The organism is Brevundimonas sp. PWP3-1b1, assembly GCF_049896065.1.
GTDB lineage: Bacteria > Pseudomonadota > Alphaproteobacteria > Caulobacterales > Caulobacteraceae > Brevundimonas > Brevundimonas intermedia_B.
Window position 1 is genome coordinate 1,143,907 of sequence record NZ_JAFCTO010000001.1, and the last position, 21,005, is coordinate 1,164,911.

The window sequence follows — 21,005 nt, forward strand, 5'->3', positions numbered from 1 at the left end:
GAAGGAACACACGAGGTTAGACCATGTCCCGCGTCCTGATCCTGAACCCTGCTGACGACGTCGCCATCGCCCTGGACGACATCGCGACCAGCGACACGCCCTCGGGGCTGGACGCGCCTGCCCGCGCCGACATCGCCACCGGACACAAGATCGCCCGCCATGCGGTGGACGAGGGCGGTCTGGTTCGCCGCTATGGCCAGGTCATCGGCCGCGCCAGGACCGCCATCGCCGCCGGGGACCACGTCCACGTCCACAACCTGGCCATGGCCGAGGACGGGCGCGAGGCCGAGGTCGGCGCCGACATTCATCCGCCCAGCCCGCTGTCGGGTGCGACCTTCAACGGCATCGTCCGCCTGGACGGCCGGATCGGCACCCGCAACTACATCGGCGTCCTGACCAGCGTGAACTGTTCGGCCACCGTGGCGCGCCGCATCGCCGACGCCTTTCCGGACACCGGCTTGCCCGAGGGCGTGGACGGCGTGGTGGCCTTTACACACCAGGGCGGTTGCGGCGGCTCGTCGCTCAGCAGCGACGTGACCCTGCTGCAGCGGACGCTGGCCGGTTACGCCAAACATCCGAACTTCCACTCCATCCTGATCGTGGGCCTGGGCTGCGAGGCCAATCAGATCCCCGTCTGGCTTGCCAACGAAGGGCTGAAATCCGGCCCGCACCTACGCGCCCTGACCATTCAGGAGGCCGGCGGCACCGCCCGCGCCATTGAGGCCGGGATCGAGGTCGTGCGCGACCTCGTCGCCGAAGCCGCCACGGTCCAGCGTCAGCCTGTGTCGGCGTCTCACCTGACCGTCGGTCTGCAGTGCGGCGGCTCGGACGGCTGGTCCGGCGTCACCGCTAACCCCGCCCTCGGCGCGGCGGTCGACCTGCTGGTCGCCCACGGCGGCTCGGCCATGCTGTCGGAAACGCCCGAAATCTGGGGCGCGGAACATCTGCTGCTGCGCCGAGCCGCCTCGCAGGACGTGGCGGACAAGTTGAATGCGCGTCTGGCGTGGTGGCGCGACTATGCCGACCGTCACCAGATGGAGCTGAACAACAATCCGTCGCCCGGAAATCTGAAAGGCGGCCTGACCACCATCCTGGAGAAATCGCTGGGCGCGGTGGCCAAGTCGGGCTCCACGCCGCTGAACGACGTGATCGGCTATGCGGAACCGCTTCAGGCCAAGGGGCTCAGCTTCATGGACAGCCCCGGCTATGACCCGTGCTCGGCCACCGGCCAGATCGCCTCGGGCGCCAATTTGATCGTCTTCACCACGGGCCGGGGCTCGGTCTTCGGCGCGAAGCCCGCCCCGTCGATAAAGGTCGCCTCCAACGCCAAGCTGGCGAACTGGATGGACGAGGACATGGACATCGACGCCTCGCCCGTCCTGACCGGGACCAGCCTGGCCGAGGTCGGCGCCGTCATCTTCCAGAAGATGCTGGATGTCGCCTCGGGCGAACCGTCCAAGTCCGAGGCCCTGGGCGTCGGCGACAACGAGTTCGTGCCCTGGCAGGTGGGGGCCTACTTGTAGGCCGCTGCGACACCCGCACGCTTGCGCGTCTCCGTGTGTTCGTTATCGTGGGACGATAAAGCAAAATGTGAGACACAATGTCTCCGCCTGCCAGGAAGCGCGCCATGCATCGTCGATCCCTTCTGCAACTCGGCCTGACCGGCGCTCTGGCTTCAGCCGCGCCCGCCTTCGCCCAATCGTCGGGCAAGATTTTGGACGCCGCCGACTATGGCGCGGTCGGCGACGGTGAGACGATCAACACCCGCCCGATCCAGGCCGCCATCGACGCGGCGGCCGGGCAGGGCGGCGGGACCGTGGTGCTGAAGCCCGGCCTGTATCTGTCCGGCTCCCTGTTCGTGAAGTCCGGTGTGACCCTGATGATCGGGCGCGGCGCGACCATCCGGGGGCTTCAGGATATCGCCGCCTATCCCATGGTCCGAACCCGTGTCGCCGGGGTGGAGATGGACTGGCCCGCCGGCCTTCTGAACGTCTATCAGCAGCAGAACGCCAAGATCACCGGCGAGGGCCTGATCGATGGCGACGGCAAGGTCTTCTGGGACAGTTATTGGGCCATGCGTCGCGACTATGACCCGCGCGACCTGCGCTGGGCGGCCGACTACGATTGCCGCCGTCCGCGCCTGATCCATGTCTATGACTCGCAACAGGTCGAGGTCTCGGGCCTGAACCTGGCGCGGTCCGGCTTCTGGACCGTGCATGTCTGCTATTCGCGCGACGTGAAGGTCGCCGACCTGATCATCCGCAACAATCTGGGCGGTCGCGGCCCCTCGACCGACGGGATCGACATCGACTCGTCCGAGCGGGTGCTGGTCGAGCGGTGCGACCTGTCGGTCAACGACGACGCCATCTGCATCAAGGCTGGGCGTGACTGGGATGGTCTGCGCGTGGCGCGTCCTTGCCGTCAGGTGAAGATCCGCGACTGCATCGTCCGCGACGCCCTGGCCGGGATGACGTTCGGGTCGGAGACGTCGGGCGGCTTCGACGACATCGAGGTGTCGGGCCTGCGGATCGAATACCCCGTGCCGCTGGGCATCTTCTTCAAGTCGGGCCACACGCGCGGCGGCGTCATCTCCAACATCCATCTGCGCGACATCCATCTGCAGGACGTGCGAACGCTGATGCAGGTCAATCTGAACTGGTATCCGAACTACAGCTACGCCCAGATCCCGGCGGGTATCACGGACATCCCCGACTATTGGCGCGCCCTGGCCACGCCAGTCCCGCGCGAACAAGGCATTCCCCGCATCCACGATGTCCGCCTGTCGAACATCAAGGCCGTCGGCGGCAAGGTCGGCTTTGCGGCCGCCGCCTATCCCGAGGCGCCGCTGAAGGATTTCACCTTCGAACGGCTGGACTGGGACGTGCAGGACGCGGGCGCCATCGCCAACGCCGAGAACTGGCGCTTCCGCGACTGCAAGATCGACACCCTGGACGGCAAGGGCCCCAAGGTGACTGACTCCACGGGCGTCACCGGCCTGCGCCCACGGGTCGCCTGACACACCCGCCTGCAAACCTTCAGCACCGAACAAAAAAGAAGGCCCGGAGCGTTCGCTCCGGGCCTTTAGTCTATCGCGCTAGAAGCGTCAGGGAGGGAAGATCAGTACTTCCAGCGCAATCCCACGGCGATCTCTCGGCCGGTGTGACGGTAGTTCGAGACGCGGTCCGTCACATCGACGTAGCGGTCGTTGAACTCGTCGGACAGGTTCAGAGCTTCCAGAGAGAAGGTCAGGCTGTCGGTGATTTCATAGGACATGGAGGCGTCGAAGTTGACGGTGTCGTTGACGCCTTCTTCCGTATTGCCGTTGCCGCCCGGGAAGGACAGTAGATAGCCGCTGCGATAGGCCGCCGAAACCCGCGCCTGGAAGCCGTCGACCTCATAGTACAGGGTCGTGTTGAAGGCGTTCTTCGACTGGTTCGTCAGCGGTCCCTTGCGGCCGTCGCCGTAGGTCACCTCGGAGGTGACATAGGTGTAGTTGCCGATGAAGCCGAAGTTGGACCAGAAGCCGGGCAGGAAGGTGAAGGGCTGCTGATACTGAATTTCCAGCCCGTGCAGCGAGCCACCGTCGCCGTTGACCTTGCGCGTGACCTCGAAGTCTTCGTCCGGCGAGGCCGGGGTGCCGGCCAGCAGGCTGTCGTCGAGACCCAGGCTGCGCCACGGCACGACGTCGGTGATCGTGGTGATGAAGCTGTCGATCTCCTTGTAGAAGACCGCCGCCGCCAGCAGGCCTTCGCTCTGGAAATACCACTCGGCCGCCAGGTCGAAGTTGGTGGCGCGGAACGGCTCCAGCAGAGGGTTGCCATAGGACACGCGACGCGTCGGGGTGGACAGGCTACCGCCCGGCGTCAGGTCGCCCAGAGCGGGGCGCGACATCACCTTTGCCGCGCCGATGCGGATGACCAGGTCGTCGCGCGGTTCGATGGCCAGATTGAACGAGGGCAGGGTGTCCGCATACTCGTTTTCCACCGTGACGTAGTCGGTGTTCAGGAAACCCTTGGACGTCGTCTCGGTGACCGCGCGCCGAATGCCGGCGTTGCCGCGAACCGTCATGCCCACCAGTTGGGTGTTGAAGTCGGCCTGGATAAACAGGCCCTTGTCCGTCTCTTCGACCTCACGAATGCCGTTGTAGGTCGGCACCAGCTCATCGTCGAAGACGCTGAGGAACTCGTTGATCTTCCAGATGTCGGGAACGATGTAGTTCAGGTTCGACCCATCAGGGATGTCCAGCTTGCCGTCGATGCTGACGATCTTGCCCAGGGCGTCCACGCCGACGACCCGGTCCGCGCCCGACAGGACGGATGCGGCCTGCTGCATGCCGAAGGTGTCGAACCCGTAGGTGCGATATTCGCCGCCGGCCTTGATCGTGAAGTCCGGCGTGTAATCGTATTCTAGATTGCCGGCGAAGACAGCGTTCTCGAAGTTGGCGCCGCCTGTGCTCTTGCGGCGCTCGGTCAGGGTGAAGCGCGAACCCGAGGTGACATCGAAGCCGTAGTTGATCAGCGGCAGGCGGTCATTGCCCCGGAAATCGTAGGTGAAGCCGTTCTGGTCGTTGGCGTCGAACATATAGGAGAACGACTGAGGCGTGCGCGCTTCGGACTTGTTCGCGCCGATCTTGGCCGTGCCGCGCAGGCGATCGGTGAAGGTGTGACGCAGGTTCAGCGAGGCCTGGTAGAAGTTGCTTTCATCACGGGTGAAGCCGTTCTCGGACCGGATGTCGACGCGGTCGAACACGCCGTAGGAGATGACGTTCTTGTCCGCATCGATCGCGTAATCACGCACGATGGTGTCACGCACGCCGCCGGCGGCGCGGCTGAAGCTGATGGCCTCGATGTTGGGGCTTTCGGCCTCGATGTTGAAGCGCGACCACAGCAGGTCCAGCACGACCTCGGTCCGGTCGCTGGGGCGCCATTGCAGCGACGTCGTCACGCCCAGACGATCCTCGTTGAACGTGCCGAACGTGTAGCGGGGGATGCGCGGGTAGAATGCGCTCAGCAGTTCGTCGCGTTGAGCGTCGGTGGTGCAAGGAATGCAGCCACCAAAATTGTTCCCGGCGCCATAAGGGAAGTTCGGGTAGATCGACTCGTCCGGAACCTGGATGTTTGGATCGCCCGACTGCCAGCGCGTCGTGTTGAAGCTCTCGCTGATCGGCGCGCGCTCGGAGTAGGCCACCGACACCAGCGCACCGAACGTGCGGCTGTCGTTGGACCAACTCAGCAGGCTGGCGATACGCGGTACGGTCTTTTCGGATAGGTCGTTGTACGAGCCCTGCACTGACAGGGCCGAGTTGAAGCCGCTGCCGCTGAAGTCCAGCGGACGGCCGGTCTGCAGATCGACGGTGGCGCCCAACGAGCCTTCTTCGATCTCGGCCGACTGGGTCTTGCGGACCTTGATGCTGTTGAACAGCTCGGACGCGAACATGGAGAAGTCGAAGCCGCGATCACGGGTGCCGCCATAGGCCGCCTGGGCCTCCAGGCCATTGATCCGAACGCGGGTGAAGTCGGCGCCGAGGCCGCGCACCGAGATCTTGCGGCCCTGACCGTTTTCACGGTCGATGGTCACGCCGGGCAGGCGCTGGATGGCCTCGGCCAGGTTCTGGTCGGGGAAGTCGGCAATGTCTTCGGCGAAGATCGCGTCCACGGCGCCGGCTTCGCTGCGCTTGATGTTCAGCGCCTGTTGCAGGCTGGAGCGGAAGCCGGTGACGACGATTTCATCGACGACGGTCGCGTCCTGGGCGGCGTCTTTCGCCACGGGTTCAGCGGCCGGGGCGGTCTGAGCCAGCGCCGACGAAGCGCCCATCAGGGCCGCCAGGGATACGCCTACGGCGCACAGAGTCCGGGTGTTGATCCGTCGCATTCGTTCTCTCCCCATCCCGGCGGCCATCTGGCACCGGTGTCATTTTTTGGTATGCTGTCGCGCATAGTTGGATTAGCGACGTGCCGTTTATTGCAACAGCTTCCCGCATTTTGCAACAAGGTGATGTGCAGGCCGAGACAATCCGTCGAAAATTCTCGACAAAACCTCGACAATTCAGGCGTCGGGTCTCGACAAATTGTCGATGTTTCTAGGCGCGGCGCTCGACTTCGACGGCGTAGACGTGGTTGGCGCCGTGCATGTTCGACACGAAGACGATCCATTTGGCGTCCGGCGTGAAGGTCAGATTCGGCTCCAGCCGGTAGTCGTGGTTCGACAGGTCCACCAGCCGTTCCGAGCGCAGATATTCGACGAAGATCTGGTCGTCCTTGTCGCTGGACGGATCGGCGTCGACGATCGGTTCGGGACGCAGCAGGACGATCCATTTGCCATCGGGCGCATGGGCGACCATGTCGCCGTCGCCGCCGTCGCCGGCGAACAGGGTCCCGTCCCGCGAGACGTTGTAATGGACGGACCAGTCGTTCTGTTCGACCCGCCGATAGACGCGTCTGCCGGTTTCCAGATCGACCGAGGCGACCCAGAAGACCTGGCCGCGCGGGGTCTGCAGGTCATAGAGGACCTGCTTGCCGTCCGGGCTGAACCATTCGTGGCCGAAGATCTCGAAGTTCATCGTCCGCTGGTGGGTCTTCCTCAGGCCCGTGCCGTCGGCGCGGATGGCCCACATCCGGTCCACGCGGTGCCACGGCCCCTCGTGGCAGAAGATGATCTGCTGCGGGTCGGTGGGCGAGAACTGTGTGTGGCCGATCCATTCGTTCGTCTTGTGGATCACGCGCCGCTCACCCGTGGCCAGGTCGATGACGAAAATCTCCATCGGATAGCGCGCGGCCCAGCGTTGCAGCATCCGAACGCCCTTGGCGCGGGCGAAGTTCAGCGGTCGGCCGTCCGGGCCGTTGGCCTCGTATTCCGCCTGGTCGAAACGGCGATTGCGCGGGTCGGGGACGGTCGGCTGAAGCGGCTGGCTGTCATAGGCGACGAAGCCCAGCAGCATCGTTTCGTCAGAGTTGACCGAGTTGACCTGGCCGTTCGGGATGCGGCCGATCTCGCGGGTCTGTTTGGTGTCGACATCGATGACGAACAGGGTCTTGGCGCGGTCCATCAACTGGCCCTCGCCGGGTGCGGTGACCGAATAGTAGACGTTGCGACCCTTGCGGCCGGTGAACATCAGGTCGGCGTTGGTGTCGGGCACCAGAACGCTGACGGCCCAGGTCTTCAGGTCCACCGTCGAAATGCCCTGCGGCGACGAAATCATCATCAGGTCGGGCGCGCCTGCCTTGGGCGGCAGGAACATGTTCTTGTAGAAATAGGGCTTGCCGCCGCCGGCGTCGGGCGAAATGCGGCGGACGCGGTGGCCGGTCTTGGGATCGACCCATTCCATAGGGACCGGGCCGTCCCAGCGCGGCCGCTCGACCGGCGTCTCGAGCGTCGACGGCGGGGCGGTGTTGGGCGCAGGCCAGACGGGCGTCTGGCCCGGCACGGGCGGCGTCATTGGGGCGGCGGCTTGCTGAGCCTGGGCGTGGGCGGTCGACGCCAGGGCGCCGACGGCGGGGGCCGCCAGCAGGGCCTTCAGGGCGGTGCGTCTTGAGGTCGTCATGGGGCGTTCCTCTCTCGTTTTTTCTGGTTTCAGGGCGCGGGCGTCAGGCCTTCGACCCGCAGCGTCCAGCCATCCTTGGGGAATCCGGGCGCGTGACCCGTCGAGCCGTCCCAGCCCGCCGCCATCAGGCCGACGGCCATCAGCAGCGAGCCGTTGGACGGGAAGTAGGTCTCGGCCGCGCGCCGGTATCCGGGGCCGTCCGGATTGACCGCCATCTCGACCCCGCCCGCGCCGGCGGACACCGGCACCAGTTCGTCGGCGTGCTCGTCCAGGTGGACGCGCGGCGTCATGCCGGTGGGGCCCCACTGGTTGTTCTTCAGATCGGCGAACAGCCAGTCGACGGCCTTTTCCGGCTCGCCGATGCGGGCCGCCGTCATGGCCATCATCGGGAAGTCCCAGCCCCAGGTCTGGCGCACGTCCCAGGTCTGCTCCACCGCCTCAAAGGTGCGGCGCATGGCGGCGGGATCGATCCGCGCGCCGAGGATGAAGCCATAGGCCATCAGGAAGGAGGGGTGGTCGCGGTTCTTGCACTGGGCCGCCGCCGCGTGCTTGCGGCAGGCGTCGGACATGGCCGTCTCCCAGAAGTCCGGCAGGTTCTCGATCGGCAGATACAGGCCGTCCTTCATCGGCGGCGGTGCGATCTTCGCCAGGGCCTGATCCCAGTCTGCGCGGCGGGCCTGGCCCTTGCGTTCACGCCAGGCTTGCGCGGTTTCCAGCGCCCAGCGGAAATACTCGACCTCGAAGGTCGGGTTCACCGTGGTCAGGGGATCGTAGTTCTCCTGCGCCGGGATCATCGGCGTGCCGAGGTTCAGCCGGCCGTCGTGTTCGATGGGCCAGGAGGCCAACAGGTCGGCGGTCGCCTCGACCACCTCGCCATACCGATCCAGCACGGCCGTATTCTTTTCGGCGCGCCAGACCAGTTCGGCCAGAAGGATCGGGTGCGGCTGCTGCCACATGATGAAGGGCGAGACCAGGCTGGGGCTGTTGCGGCCTTCGGGCCCGACCATCTTGGGCCACCAGGCGCCCTTCACATGGTGACGAGCGGCCTCGGCGCGGGCGTTGTCCAGATTGCCGACATACCAGGGCAGGCTGCGCTCCAGCATGTCGGGATGGCCCCACATGGCCTGCCAGCCGGCGTGCCAGGGGTGCATTTCCAGGTGGAACTTGCCGTACCAGCTGTTGGAGAACAGGCCCTCTTCCTGGGGCGGCAGTTCGCCGGCGCCGTTCACGGCCGACAGATATTGCGACAGGACAACGCGACGTTCCAACTCGGCGGCGCGCGGGTCGGTGGACCCCGTGAAATCGACGGCGCCGCCCTGGGTCCAGAAACCGTTCCAGTGGGCGGTCGTCGCCTGGACGCCGGCGCTGTAGGCGGGCGTGGCGGGCGTCTGGGCCTGTTGGTCGAACCGAACCATGACCGTCAGCCGGTCGCGACCAGCGGCGGCCACGCGGAAGCTGTCGGCGCCGCTCTGCTCAATCTTACCTGAAGCGGTGACGCCGGAATAGTAGGTGGTGTCGTCCAGGGTGCGGCGAATGCGGACGTCGCCCGTGTCGTGGGTGACGACGCTCAGGCTTTGCGCGCCAGAGGCCTCGAACGTCGTCGGATCGGGATTGATGGCGGAGTTCACGCCGGGATAGCGGACCTGGACGCCCAGACCCTGAGACGCGACCAGGGGCGAGGCGATCTCGACCATGACCATGTCCAGCGTCGGGTGGACGCGGGTGACGACCTCGACCGGCTGGCCGTCATAGGTGAAACGGCTGGTCAGGGCGCCGGACCACAGGTCCAGCGTCTGGCGCGTGTCGGCGACCTTGGCGAAGTCCAGCGCCTGGCCGTCTGCGAAGGTCAGGCCGATGCGGCTGAGCGAGAACCGATGCGGATTGGCCCGCAGCCAGGTGTAGGCGGGCTGGGTTTCCGCCACGTCCCATGATTTCATCCAGGCATAGGGCTGTTCGCCCCGACCCGGCACGGGCACGTCGATCAGCCCGTCCTGCTCGGTATAGCCATTCGGATTGGGAAAGCTGTGCCAGGCCCACTGGGCCATGGTCAGCAGGGGCGACAGTTCCGAATACTGCTCCGGGAAGGTCTGGAGCCCGGTGATGTCGGCGGTGAAGCCCAGGTCGCCATTGCCCAGCATGATGGGGGCATGACGGTCGATGGCCGTCAGGTTGACGTTATGGCGGGTGACCAAGTCGTGGCGGTCGATCGGCGCGGCGGGCGCGACGACGGCCGTGGGCGCAACGGCCTGGGCGCAGGCGGCCGTGGGACCCGCCAGCAGGGTGAAGGCGAGCAGGGCGGTGCGAAGACGCATCAGGCGGCATCCTTCTTCAGTCCAAGGCCAGCGCCCTTCCATCCGTACCAGGCGACGACGGCGAAGCAGACGGCGGGCAGCAGGAAGGCGACATTGGCGCCGTACAGGTCGGCGATCTTGCCCATGGGCCAGGGCAGCAGAACGCCGCCGCCGATGGCCATGACCATCAGGGACGAGGCTTTCTTGGTTCCGGCGCCCAGGCCGGTCGTGCCCAGGGCGAAGATGGTGGCGAACATGGTGGACATGAAGAAGAAGACGGCGATCAGGGCGATGGGCGACACCTTGTCGATCCCCGCCGCCACGATCAGCGTCAGGACCACATTGATGACGCCGTAGGTGGTCAGCAGGATGCGGGGCCTCACCTTCAGCAGCAGGGCCGTCGCCGCGAACCGGCCGACCAGGTAACCGATGGCGCCCAGCGACAGCATGAAGGCGCCCTGCTGCGAGGTCAGGCCCTGCCAGTTATGGGTCACCAGATTGATGAAATAGGCGCCGATGCCCACCTGGGCGCCGATGTAGAGCGCCTGGGTGATCACGCCGGCGATGAAGTGCGGCTGTCTGGACAGGGGCAGGGCAGGAGCGTCGCCCTCGACCGCGCCGCCATGGTCCGACAGGCCGGTTTCGGGCAGGCGAGCGCGCCAGACGGCGACGGCGAACAGGACCACGCCGACGGCGATCAGGCCATATACGATCTGGATCGAGCGGGTCGCGCCGCCCAAGGCCTCGGTCGTGGTCGGGCTGAAGAAGACGGCGCCGCCGATCAGCGGGCCGAAGAAGACGCCCAGGGCGTTGAACGACTGGGCCAGGTTCAGCCGCTGCGAGGCCTTGGCCGGATCGCCCAGGACGTTGACGTAGGTGTCGGCGCTGGTCTCCAGGATGCACAGGCCTGCGGCGAGCACGAACATGGAACCGACGAAGGGCAGGAAGGCGCCGGCGCCCGCCGCCGGGATGAACAAGAGGGCGCCGATGGCGGTGACCGTCAGGCCCGACACGATGCCGAACTTGTAGCCGCGCGCATGCAGCAACATGCCCGCCGGAATCGACAGCAGCAGATAGGCCCCGAAATAGGCGATCTGCAGCCAGGCGCTGTCGGCCTGGCTGATGCTCAGCGTTTCCTGGAAATGCTTGTTCAGCACGTCCAGCAGACCATAGGCCAGGCCCCAGATCAGGAAGCAGGCGATGGCGAAGGCCAGCGGGCCCTTCAGCGAACCGGCGGGTTTGGCCAGGCCTCCGGGGGTGTGGGCGGCGTCGGTCTCGATGACCATGGGATACTCTCCTGGATTTCCTCGGGGCCTAGCCGTCTTGATGCGGCTTCGGCGGACTGGGTGTCAGATGCGGTAGATCGCCTCGGCGTTGGCGGCGAACAGGCGGTCGCGCTCGTCGGCCGAGAAGTCGGCCGTGATCGCGTCGAAGGCGGAGTAGAAGGCGTCGAAGCTTCCGTGGACGCTTTCGACGGGGAAGTCGGAGGCGAATATGGTGCGCTGTGTCCCGAAGGCGTCGATGCAGTTCAGAACGACAGGCCGGATGCTGTCGGGCGTCCAGGCGCGGTCGGTGATGCCAAGGCCGGAGATCTTGATCGAGACCTGGGGCTGGGCAGCCAGCAGGCGCAGGCCCGTACGCCAGCGCTCCATGCCGATGGTATCGCGGTCGGTCGGCAGGCCGGCGTGGTTGACGATCATGGGAATGTCGGGATGGCGCGCGGCGATGATGGCGGCGGTCGCCATCTGCGACGGATAGAGCTGTAGGTCGAACGACAGACCGTGACGCCCCAGCTTGGCGAACCCCTCGACCCACTGCGGATCGTGCAACAGGTCGCGGTCGGTATAAGTCTTCAGCGGATCCTCGTGCCAGCAGACGATCTGGCGCACGCCGCGCACGTTTGGACGCTCGGCATGGGCCTCCAGCAGGGCGTCGAGATCGGGATCGAGCATGTCAGCGCCGGCGACGATGGCGTGCGGATAGCCGTATTCATCCGCCAGCGACTGGAGCCAATCGGTTTCGTCCAGTTGCCGGCCGATAGGCTGGCCGGCCTCGACGTGAACGATCTTGTCCACACGCCAGCCGGCCGTGTCGGCGAGGTAGTCCTTCAGCAGATAGTTCCTGTGCGCGATGGGCGACATGTCCCCCGCCGGATTGTTCGGCAGGGGATCGTCCTGAAGCCAGCCATAGCGCGCACGCGACAGGTCCCACAGGTGGACGTGGCCGTCGACGATGCGAAGATCAGACCCCACCCGCGCGCGCCTAATAGGTCGTGCGTCCGCCCGACGTGTCGAACGTCGAGGCGGTGGTGAAGCTGCATTCCTCAGAGGCCATGAAACAGACCATGGCTGCGCTTTCGTCGACCTCGCCAAGACGACCCATGGGGATCTTGGAGCGCATGTAGTCGACCTGGCTTTGCGGCATCTGGGCCAGGATCGGGCTTTCGAAGGTGGCGGGGGTCAGGGCATTGGCGATGACGCCCTTGCCGGCCAGTTCTTTGCCTAGCGATTTGGTGAAGCCGATCACGCCGGCCTTGGACGCCGAATAGGCGCTGGCGTTAGGATTGCCTTCCTTGCCCGCGACCGAGGCGACGTTGACGATCCGGCCATAGCCGTTCTCGAGCATGAAGGGCACGATGGCGCGCGAACAGTAGAAGACGCCGTTCAGATTGATTTCGACGACCCGCTTCCAGCTGTCGATCGGGAACTCGTGCACCTGCACGGTGGCGCCGGTGATGCCGGCCGAGGCGATCAGGATGTCGATTTTGCCCAGCGTCTGGATCGCCTCAGAGGCGGCGGCGGCGACCGCATCGGCGTCCGACACGTCCAGCGCCAAGAAATGTTGCGCGCCGACCTCCACGGCTGCGGCCGCCAAGGCGTCTGCGTTCAGGTCCCACAGCGAGACCTGGCCGCCCTCGGCGATGATGCGGGCGGCCGAGGCCTTGCCCAAGCCCGAGGCGCCGCCGGTGACGACGGCGGTGCGGCCGGTGAAACGTCCCTGATAGGCGCTCATGCGACGGCGTCCCTGGACCAGGCGACGACCGCCTGGCGCTGGCTGCCCAGCTTGTCGATGCCCAACTCCATCACGTCGCCGGCCTTTAGGTAGAAGGGCTCGGGCTTCTGGCCCAGACCGACGCCGGGCGGGGTGCCGGTGGTGATCAGGTCGCCCGGTTCCAGCGTCATGAACTGGCTGACGTAGGACACGATTTCGGCCACGCCGAAGATCATCGTCTTCGTATTGCCGGTCTGCATCCGCTTGCCGTTCAGGTCCAGCCACATGTCCAGGTTCTGGACGTCGCCGACCTCGTCCGTCGTGACGATCCAGGGGCCGACGGGGCCGAACGTGTCGCAACCCTTGCCCTTGTCCCAGGTGCCGCCGCGCTCGGTCTGGAAAGCGCGCTCGGAGACGTCATTGATCAGCACATAGCCCGCGACGTGATCCAGAGCGTCCGCCTGTTCGACGTAGGACGCGCGCTTTCCGATGACGATGCCCAGCTCCACTTCCCAGTCGGTCTTTTCGGAACCACGGGGAATGACAACGGTGTCGTTCGGACCCGTCAGACAAGAGATGGCCTTCATGAAGACCACCGGCTCGGACGGCTCGGGCAGGTTTGACTCCGCGGCGTGATCGGCGAAGTTCAGGCCGATGGCGATGAACTTGCGAGCGCCGTTGACCGGCACGCCATAGCGTTGCTCGCCCTCGACCAGCGGCAGGGTCGTCGGATCGATCGCCTTCAGCGCCGCAAGTCCGTCGCCGTGCAATTCGTTGGGCGTGATGTCGGCGACCACGCCCGACAGGTCGCGGATGCGGCCCCCGGCATCGAGCGTTCCGGGTTTTTCCTGACCCCTGGGGCCGTAGCGAAGCAGTTTCATCAGTGCGTCTCGTAGGAGAGGATTGGATCAGCGCGCGTAGGGGCGATGCAGGGCGATGTCGCGGTTCAACTCGACGCCGAAGCCGGGCGCATCCGGCACCTTGAGCTTGCCGTTCACCGGAACAGGCTCGCCGATCAGTTGCGGATGGAACATCGGCACGACCTGGTCGGCGCCGGGAGCCATCATCAGGAACTCCGCGAACGGGCTGTTATGGCGCGTCACGACGAAGTGGTAGGAATAGACGCTGGATCCGTGCGGGATCATCAGCACGCCTTTGGCGTCGGCCATGGCGGAAATCTTGATCAGTTCGGTCACGCCGCCGCACCAGCCCACGTCCGGCTGGATGATGTCGCAGCATTCCATCTCCAGCAGCATACGGAAGCCCCAGCGGGTGGCCTCGTGCTCGCCGGTGGTGACCAGCATGCCCTTGGGCGCGGCCTTCTTCAGCGCCTGGTAGCCCCAGTAGTCGTCCGGGCTGAGCGCCTCCTCGATCCACTTGAGGCCGAGCTTGTGCGCTTCATGCGCCAGCCGGGTGGCGTAGTTGAGGTCCAGCGCCATCCAGCAGTCGAACATCAGCCAGAAGTCGTCGCCGCAGGCGTTCCGCATGGCCTCAAGCTCGGCCAGGTTCTTGTGCAGGCCCTCATCTCCCTCGGCCGGGCCGTGGTGCAGGGGCATCTTGCCGCCGATGAAGCCCAGTTCCTTGGCTTTGTCGGGTCGGGCGCCGGTGGCGTAGAAGGTCAGCTCGTCGCGCACGGCGCCGCCCAGCATGGCGAAGACCGGCTCTTGGCGCAGGCGGCCAAGAAGATCCCACAGCGCCAGGTCGACGCCGGAGATGGCGTTCACCACCAAGCCCTTACGGCCATAATACTGGGTCGAGAAATACATCTGGTCCCAGATCTTCTCGACCTCGGTCGGGTCGCGGCCTTCCAGGAAGCGCGCCAGGTGTTTCTCGACGATATAGGCGGCGGGTTCGCCCCCGGTCGTCACGGCGAAACCGACGACGCCGTTCTCGGCCTCGATCTCGACCACCAGGGTGCCCAGCACATTGATGCCGAAGCTGTGACGGCTCTGGCGATACTCGGGATATTTGGCCATCGGCGTGGCGATATGATCGTCGATCCAATGGCCATCGCCCTGATCGTGATAGTCGGCCCCACCGCCGGTTCCGTCGTTCTTCACGACGAAGGCGCGGACGTGTTTGATCTTCGGCAGGCGGCTCATTGAGAAATCACCGGCATCTGGTGATTTGCTCCCATCATGCGGGATTTCACTGGCTTTCCTCCGTGCGCCGCGTCAAACTCGATCCTGTTTCCCGGACAAGCTTGCGTGTTTTGCTACATTCTGAGAATGAGGATTACGAAATGGGACGAGTGGCGTCAATCAAGACCGCACAGGTCGATGGGGAAGAAGAGGTCGGCGCCAAGGCGTCCGGCAGTCAAACCCTGCTGCGCGGCCTGGACGTGATCGACGCCCTGATGGAAGGCTCGCTGCCTCTGGCCGAGCTGTCGGAGAAGCTGGACCTGACCCGCAGCACGACCCACCGGCTGGCCTCGGCCTTGGTCGATCGTCGCCTGCTGTCGTTCCGTCCGCGCGAGGGCTATTCCCTGGGGCCGAAACTGCTGGAGCTGGGCCATGCCGCCAGCCAGCAGATGCATCTGCCGCGCGTCGCCCGGCCCTGGCTGGAACAGCTGTCAGCCCAGACCGACGACACGGTTCACCTGGGCGTCCTCGATGGCCGCCACGCGCTGTATCTGGATAAGGTCGCCGGTCGTCGCCGCATCAACATCGGCTCTCGCCTGGGCGAACGGCATCCCATCGCATCGACCGGTCTGGGCAAGGCTCTGATTCTCGACAAGTCCGAGCCGGACTGGATCGACTTCTATGCGCCCGAGGGCGCGCCCTATGATTCGTCGGCCCGGGCCGTCTGGCTGGAGCGGATGCACGGCTATGCCCAGAAGGGCTACGCCTTTGACCTGGAAGAGAACGAGGACCAGATCCGCTGCGTCGCCGCCCCGATCCGTTCGGTGGACGGCCATATCGTCGCCGCGCTCAGCGTCTCCTCGGCCGCCCAATATATGTCCGACGCCCGGATGACGGAACTGACCAAGACCGTCACGGACGCCGCCAACGCCATCAGCGCCGACCTTGGTTGGCTGCCGAAACCCTGAACACAGTGAAACGCCGGAGCCCGCATGCTGCTTGAGAACAAGGTCGTCCTGATCACGGGCGCATCGCGGGGTATCGGACGGGCGACGGCGATCGAGGCCGCACGCCAGGGCGCTAATGTCGCCATCAACACCTACAAGGACGAGGCCGTAGCCGCCGAGGTCGTCGCCGAGATCGGGGCTCTGGGTCGCAAGGCGATAGTCGTCGACGCCGATGTGGCCCTGCCGGACAGCGCGACGACCTTCGTGAATGCAGCGGTCGAGGCGTTCGGGCGCGTGGACGTCTTCGTCTCCAACGCCGGCATCTGCCCCTTCCACGCCTTCCTCGACATGCCGGTCGAGACCCTGCGCCGCACGATGGAGGTCAATCTCCACGGAGCCTATTTCATGACCCAGGCGGCGGCCAACCAGATGGTCAAGCAGGGGGAGGGTGGATCGATCGTCGCCATCAGCTCGATCTCGGCCCTGGTCGGTGGCGAGATGCAGACCCACTACACCCCGACCAAGGCGGGGGTGCACAGCCTGATGCAGTCGTGCGCCGTCGCCCTGGGGCGTCACGGCATCCGCTGCAACTCGGTGCTGCCGGGCACCATCGCCACCGACATCAACAAGGACGATCTCGCCGATTCGGCCAAGCGCGAATATATGGAAGGCCGCATTCCGTTGGGGCGTCTGGGCCGGCCCGAAGACATCGCCTCGGTCGTCGCCTTCCTGGCCTCGGACATGGCCGGCTATATGTCCGGCGCGGCCCTGCTGGTCGATGGCGGCGCCTTCGCCAACTTCCAGTAGGACGGGCGCGTGATCATCTCGTCGCCGGGCGATTACCGAGAGGCGGCGCGGCGCAAGCTGCCGCCCTTCCTGTTCCACTATATCGACGGCGGCGCCTACGCCGAACAGACCCTGCGCCGCAACGTCGAGGACTGGCAGGCCATCGCCCTGCGCCAGCGCGTGCTGCAGGACATGACCACTCTCAGCCTGGAAACCCGGCTGTTCGACGAGACTCTGCGTCTGCCGATCATCCTGGCCCCCGTCGGTCTGACCGGCATGTACGCCCGGCGTGGCGAGGTCCAGGCGGCCAAGGCGGCGGCCTCGCGCGGCGTGCCCTTCACCCTGTCCACCGTCTCGGTCTGCCCGATCGAGGAGGTGGCGCCCGCCATCGACCGGCCCATGTGGTTCCAGCTCTATGTGCTGCGCGACCGGGGCTTCATGCGGAACGCGCTGGAGCGGGCCAGGGCGGCGGGGGTGAAGACCCTGGTCTTCACCGTCGACATGCCGACCCCCGGCGCCCGCTACCGCGACGCCCATTCGGGCATGAGCGGCCCCAACGCAGAGATCCGACGCATGGTCCAGGCCATGACCCATCCGGCCTGGGCCTGGGACGTGGGCCTGAACGGCCGGCCGCACGACCTGGGCAATGTGTCGGCCTATCTGGGCAAGCCGACGGGCTTGACCGACTATATCGGCTGGCTGGCCAACAACTTTGATCCGTCGATATCGTGGAAGGACCTGCAGTGGATCCGCGACTTCTGGGACGGGCAGATGATCATCAAGGGCATATTGGACGCTCAGGACGCCTGTGACGCGGTCAGCTTCGGCGCCGACGGCATCGTGGTGTCGAACCATGGCGGACGTCAGCTGGACGGCGTGCTGTCGTCGGCGCGCGCCCTGCCTGCCATCGCCGAGGCGGTGAAGGGCGATCTGAAGATCCTGGTCGATTCCGGCATTCGCAACGGGCTGGACGTGGTCCGCGCCATCGCCCTGGGCGCCGATGCTGTGATGCTGGGCCGGGCCTTCGTCTATGCCCTGGCGGCAGGGGGCGAGGCCGGGGTCGAAAACCTGCTCGACCTGTTCGAGAAGGAGATGCGGGTGGCCATGACGTTGACTGGGGCGAAGTCGGTCGAGGGCATCACGCGGGATATGCTGGCGCTCTAGCCAAGCGGCCGCCTCCTCAACCCGTCATCCTCGCCCTCGTGGCGAGGATCCAGACTCCCGGTGTATCCGTCCTGAGACCGAGAGTCTGGATCCTTGGGACAAGCCCAAGGATGACGAACGTGGAGGGAGGGCATTTACGCCCCCAACGCCTCGATCAGGTCGCCCATATTGCGGATGAAGACGGCGGTCGAGACCCCCTCGACCGGGAAGTCGGTCTGATAGGGCGAGGTGTCCCACAGGTCGCCGACGCGGGTCATCTGATACTCGCCGCCGGTCACCGCTGTGGGGGACGGTCCCTTGTACGGGTTGGACGTCGTGGTCAGGGGCGTGGACCAGTAGCCGCGCGCATTCAGCCCGGCCATGACCTCGGCGGCGCGGTTGGCGTGCGGGCGGGTCGCACGGCGGGCTTCGCTGGACATGTCCCACACGTCCACGTCCTGAAGCGTGAAATATTTCGGCAGGTTCAGCGAGCCGGGGCGCGCCTTCAGCGGCGAGCCTTGCGTCGCTTCTTCGACCGGCAAGGCCGACAGGCGCGCATATTCGGCGCGCAGGGCAGGGGTGTCCACGTTGCGGAACGAGCCGTAGTGGACGATCAGATTGGTGGGATTGTCGTCGGCGTAATACTGGCCGTTGGCGATGTTGGACCCGCGCCGGTGGATATAGACCGGCGTATTGGCGCCCTCCAGGACGAAGGTCGGATGCGTTCGCCCTGGCGTGTTCAGCGGGGGCTTGGTCGCGACCTGATCCAGCCAGTCCATGGCCTCGGGCAGGCGCGCCAAATATTTGCGGTCGCCGGTCAGGCGATAGAAGCCCAGCATCGACTTGATGTTCGTGCCCGTCGCATGGGTGACGAAGGCCTGGGGTTCGATGGTCCGGGCCCCGGCCGGCATCAGCGTGTCGGGGAAGTGCTGTAGGCCCCAGGCCGGTTGCGGTTGCGGCTGTTGGGTCTTCACGAAGATGTCCATGCCGCGGTTGATGGCGTCCAGAATCTTCGCATCGCCCCGGCCCTCCCGCGCCAAGCCGTGCCAGGCGTAGATCAGGAACTCCAGGTTCTCGCCCGCCACATCGTCGTTGAAGGTGATGTAGGGCGTATAGTCCGCGCGGCCATGCAGACCGCCGTTCTGGACGAGCGGATAGCGCTGGGGCCAGCCGCCGTTTTCGTACTGGCTCTCCAGCACGAAGCTGATCGCCTTGTTCAGGGGCGCCAGATATTTGCGGTCCTTCTTCTCCAGATAGACGCGCAGCAGCAGCTGCGACGCCTCGGCAGTGCCCGCATCGTCGAAGGTGGCGTTGCCGTAGTAGTGCTGGAATTCTTCCAGCCGCCAGGCATTGGCGCCGACCGTGGCGTACCATTGTTTCAGCGACTCCTCGCCGGCGGTGTCGATGACATAGTTCCAGCCGCCGGCCGGGTGCTGGCCCTTGATCAGGGCGTCGGCGGCCTTCTTTGCGGCCTCGTAATAGAAGGCGTCGCCGGTGGCGTGATAGGCGTCGAGGAACAGGTGACCCACGGTCGCCGTGCCGGGCGGCTGGACCCAGATCATGGTCGGGCTGGCTTCCAGTTCGCCCCAGCGGCGCGAGAAGTCGGGCAGATATTGCCAGACATAGCCGCCATCCACGGCGGCCTCCTCGCTCATGAACCGGGCTGCGCGCTTCATGGCGTCCAGAACGGCCGCGCGCTCGGGAGACGCTTGGGCGAAGGCGGGGCCGGAGGCGGCGAGGAAGGTGGCGGCGGCGCCGGCCGCCAGCAGAGCGCGGCGGTTCATGGACGTTACGGACATGGGAACTCCTGGTGTGACCTCTCTCGGACGGTTCTTGGCGACCGTTTCGAAGCGTCACTCAAGCATGACTGACACCGGTTTCCTAGCCCTCCTGTCTCCTCCCTGTCGCGCAGCGATGGGGAGGTGGCGCGGCGCGTCTTCGCCCTGTGACGGAGGGTTCTTCACCGCATCGGAGGCGCCTGTGATGCGGTGAAGAACCCCTCCACCGCTATGCGGTCCCCCTCCCCACGATGTGGGGAGGAGACGATATTCAGCGGCGGATATCGAAGCCGCCGTCGCCCATGGCCGCGCGCACCTCGTCGGCCGTGAACAGGTTGAAGTCGCCGGGCACGGAATGTTTCAAGCCCGCCGCCGCCAGACCGAAGTCCAGCGATTCCTGATCCGACCATCCGCTCCACAGGCCGAACAGAACGCCCGAGGCGAAGGCGTCGCCGCCGCCGACCCGGTCCACGACGCCCGCCATGTGAATGGCCTCGGCGCTGGTTTCGATCACGCCCTCGCCGTCGCGGGTCAGCATGACCGCCGATAGGGCTTGGTCGGCGACGCTTTCCTGGACGCGCAGGGTGCAGGCGATGCGTTGCAGGCGGGGGAAGGCGGCGAAGGCGGCCTTGGCGGCCTCGCGGCGGCGAACGGCGGGATCGGCGCTGTTGAACTTCGTCTTCAGCACCAGGGCGAAGTCGCGGTCGTCGGCGAAGGCGACTGTGGCGCCGGCCAGCATCTTGCCCAAGGTCGCGGGCGGATCGCCGTCCCACTGTTCCCACAGCTTGCCGCGGAAGTTGCCGTCATAGCTGACCTTGACGCCCTTGCGGACGGCGGCCTCGATGATGGCCACGGCGGCGGCCGAACCGTTCGGCCCCGTCGCCGGCGTCACGCCCGAGGCGTGCAGCCATTCGACCCCGTCCAGAAGCTGATCCCAGTCGAAGGCGGTATCGACATGTTCGACGAAGGCCGAACCGGCGCGGTCGTACAGAACTTCCGATGGACGACGCACGGCGCCGGGCGTTAGAAAGTACAGGCCCATCCGGCCCGGCTTGAACACGACCTGTGAGGTGTCGACGCCGTGCTTGCGCACCTCATCGCGCACGCCCCGGCCAAGCGCATTGTCGGCCAGGACCGTCGCCATGCCTGTCGGCGCGCCGAAGCGGGCCAGGGACACGGCGACGTTCGCCTCGGCCCCCGCCGGACGGATCGTCAGGGCAGGGGACTGCATCAGCAATTCGTTCTGATTGGGCGAAAACCGCAGCAGCATTTCGCCGAAGCAGAGGATGCGTCTGGATGAGGCGTTCTGGGACATGAGACTAACCGCAGCGGAATCGGAACGGCACTGTGCCTGAAAGCGATGCGATGGCGAACGCCTTCAATATTTCGCCGTCATCCTCGCCCTTGTGGCGAGGATCCAGACCCCCGGTGCGTCCGCAGAGTGTGCC

Annotated in this window: 15 protein-coding genes; 5 read left to right on the plus strand and 10 right to left on the minus strand. The window is 65.9% G+C overall.

From position 1 onward, the window contains the following. Positions 1 to 23 precede the first annotated feature (23 nt). On the plus strand, positions 24 to 1,523 hold the full coding sequence (locus ACP69V_RS05570) for a UxaA family hydrolase (RefSeq protein ID WP_426022998.1): 1,500 nt from the start codon (positions 24 to 26) through the stop codon (positions 1,521 to 1,523). 104 nt (positions 1,524 to 1,627) lie between these two features. Then, the gene (locus tag ACP69V_RS05575; protein ID WP_426022999.1) at positions 1,628 to 3,016 is read left to right on the plus strand and encodes a glycoside hydrolase family 28 protein; all 1,389 of its coding nucleotides are present in this window, start codon (positions 1,628 to 1,630) and stop codon (positions 3,014 to 3,016) included. A 101-nt stretch (positions 3,017 to 3,117) separates the two neighbouring features. Here ACP69V_RS05575 and ACP69V_RS05580 read toward each other — a convergent pair whose 3' ends face one another. From ACP69V_RS05580 to rhmD, 8 genes are all read right to left on the minus strand, one after another. Continuing rightward, positions 3,118 to 5,871 (minus strand): TonB-dependent receptor, encoded by a 2,754-nt coding sequence (locus tag ACP69V_RS05580; RefSeq protein ID WP_426023000.1) that lies wholly within the window; start codon positions 5,869 to 5,871, stop codon positions 3,118 to 3,120. Positions 5,872 to 6,079: 208 nt separating this feature from the next. Then, positions 6,080 to 7,540, minus strand: coding sequence for an oligogalacturonate lyase family protein (locus ACP69V_RS05585; protein WP_426023001.1), 1,461 nt, complete (start codon positions 7,538 to 7,540; stop codon positions 6,080 to 6,082). 29 nt (positions 7,541 to 7,569) lie between these two features. After that, positions 7,570 to 9,852, minus strand: a complete 2,283-nt coding sequence (locus tag ACP69V_RS05590; protein ID WP_426023002.1) for a hypothetical protein — start codon at positions 9,850 to 9,852, stop codon at positions 7,570 to 7,572. Continuing rightward, the gene (locus tag ACP69V_RS05595; protein WP_426023003.1) at positions 9,852 to 11,117 is read right to left on the minus strand and encodes a sugar MFS transporter; all 1,266 of its coding nucleotides are present in this window, start codon (positions 11,115 to 11,117) and stop codon (positions 9,852 to 9,854) included. The genes ACP69V_RS05590 and ACP69V_RS05595 overlap by 1 nt, the downstream gene beginning before the upstream one ends. 63 nt (positions 11,118 to 11,180) lie before the next feature. Continuing rightward, on the minus strand, positions 11,181 to 12,083 hold the full coding sequence (locus tag ACP69V_RS05600; RefSeq protein WP_426023004.1) for an amidohydrolase family protein: 903 nt from the start codon (positions 12,081 to 12,083) through the stop codon (positions 11,181 to 11,183). Positions 12,084 to 12,093: 10 nt separating this feature from the next. Further along, positions 12,094 to 12,843: an SDR family NAD(P)-dependent oxidoreductase gene (locus tag ACP69V_RS05605; protein ID WP_426023005.1), complete on the minus strand. Its 750-nt coding sequence runs from the start codon at positions 12,841 to 12,843 to the stop codon at positions 12,094 to 12,096. Continuing rightward, entirely contained in the window at positions 12,840 to 13,703 is an 864-nt protein-coding gene (locus ACP69V_RS05610; protein ID WP_426023006.1) for a fumarylacetoacetate hydrolase family protein, read from the minus strand. The genes ACP69V_RS05605 and ACP69V_RS05610 overlap by 4 nt, the downstream gene beginning before the upstream one ends. Before the next feature lie 27 nt (positions 13,704 to 13,730). Beyond that, on the minus strand, positions 13,731 to 14,924 hold the full coding sequence (rhmD, locus tag ACP69V_RS05615; RefSeq protein WP_426023007.1) for an L-rhamnonate dehydratase: 1,194 nt from the start codon (positions 14,922 to 14,924) through the stop codon (positions 13,731 to 13,733). A gap of 140 nt (positions 14,925 to 15,064) precedes the next feature. Here rhmD and ACP69V_RS05620 point away from each other — a divergent pair, with 140 nt between their 5' ends. From ACP69V_RS05620 to lldD, 3 genes are read left to right on the plus strand one after another with little or no spacing between them, the layout of a single operon-like run. Further along, entirely contained in the window at positions 15,065 to 15,871 is an 807-nt protein-coding gene (locus ACP69V_RS05620; protein WP_426023008.1) for an IclR family transcriptional regulator, read from the plus strand. Positions 15,872 to 15,895: 24 nt separating this feature from the next. Continuing rightward, positions 15,896 to 16,657, plus strand: a complete 762-nt coding sequence (locus tag ACP69V_RS05625) for an SDR family NAD(P)-dependent oxidoreductase (RefSeq protein ID WP_426023009.1) — start codon at positions 15,896 to 15,898, stop codon at positions 16,655 to 16,657. A 9-nt stretch (positions 16,658 to 16,666) separates the two neighbouring features. Beyond that, positions 16,667 to 17,800, plus strand: a complete 1,134-nt coding sequence (gene lldD / locus ACP69V_RS05630; RefSeq protein WP_426023010.1) for an FMN-dependent L-lactate dehydrogenase LldD — start codon at positions 16,667 to 16,669, stop codon at positions 17,798 to 17,800. Between the two features lie 134 nt (positions 17,801 to 17,934). On the opposite strand, the gene ACP69V_RS05635 is transcribed toward lldD, so the two are convergent. After that, positions 17,935 to 19,578, minus strand: coding sequence for a pectate lyase (locus ACP69V_RS05635; protein ID WP_426023011.1), 1,644 nt, complete (start codon positions 19,576 to 19,578; stop codon positions 17,935 to 17,937). 250 nt (positions 19,579 to 19,828) lie between these two features. Then, positions 19,829 to 20,872, minus strand: a complete 1,044-nt coding sequence (locus tag ACP69V_RS05640; protein WP_426023012.1) for a PfkB family carbohydrate kinase — start codon at positions 20,870 to 20,872, stop codon at positions 19,829 to 19,831. Positions 20,873 to 21,005 lie beyond the last annotated feature (133 nt).

What these genes read in the sequence shown, in the direction of transcription:
- rhmD (WP_426023007.1), bottom strand. Translation starts at nt 14,924, where the DNA reads ATGAGCCGCCTGCCGAAGATCAAACACGTCCGCGCCTTCGTCGTGAAG.
- ACP69V_RS05610 (WP_426023006.1), bottom strand. Translation starts at nt 13,703, where the DNA reads ATGAAACTGCTTCGCTACGGCCCCAGGGGTCAGGAAAAACCCGGAACG.
- ACP69V_RS05640 (WP_426023012.1), bottom strand. Translation starts at nt 20,872, where the DNA reads ATGTCCCAGAACGCCTCATCCAGACGCATCCTCTGCTTCGGCGAAATG.
- ACP69V_RS05580 (WP_426023000.1), bottom strand. Translation starts at nt 5,871, where the DNA reads ATGCGACGGATCAACACCCGGACTCTGTGCGCCGTAGGCGTATCCCTG.
- ACP69V_RS05625 (WP_426023009.1), top strand. Translation starts at nt 15,896, where the DNA reads ATGCTGCTTGAGAACAAGGTCGTCCTGATCACGGGCGCATCGCGGGGT.
- ACP69V_RS05620 (WP_426023008.1), top strand. Translation starts at nt 15,065, where the DNA reads ATGGGACGAGTGGCGTCAATCAAGACCGCACAGGTCGATGGGGAAGAA.
- ACP69V_RS05575 (WP_426022999.1), top strand. Translation starts at nt 1,628, where the DNA reads ATGCATCGTCGATCCCTTCTGCAACTCGGCCTGACCGGCGCTCTGGCT.
- ACP69V_RS05590 (WP_426023002.1), bottom strand. Translation starts at nt 9,852, where the DNA reads ATGCGTCTTCGCACCGCCCTGCTCGCCTTCACCCTGCTGGCGGGTCCC.
- ACP69V_RS05585 (WP_426023001.1), bottom strand. Translation starts at nt 7,540, where the DNA reads ATGACGACCTCAAGACGCACCGCCCTGAAGGCCCTGCTGGCGGCCCCC.
- ACP69V_RS05570 (WP_426022998.1), top strand. Translation starts at nt 24, where the DNA reads ATGTCCCGCGTCCTGATCCTGAACCCTGCTGACGACGTCGCCATCGCC.
- ACP69V_RS05595 (WP_426023003.1), bottom strand. Translation starts at nt 11,117, where the DNA reads ATGGTCATCGAGACCGACGCCGCCCACACCCCCGGAGGCCTGGCCAAA.
- ACP69V_RS05605 (WP_426023005.1), bottom strand. Translation starts at nt 12,843, where the DNA reads ATGAGCGCCTATCAGGGACGTTTCACCGGCCGCACCGCCGTCGTCACC.
- ACP69V_RS05635 (WP_426023011.1), bottom strand. Translation starts at nt 19,578, where the DNA reads ATGTCCGTAACGTCCATGAACCGCCGCGCTCTGCTGGCGGCCGGCGCC.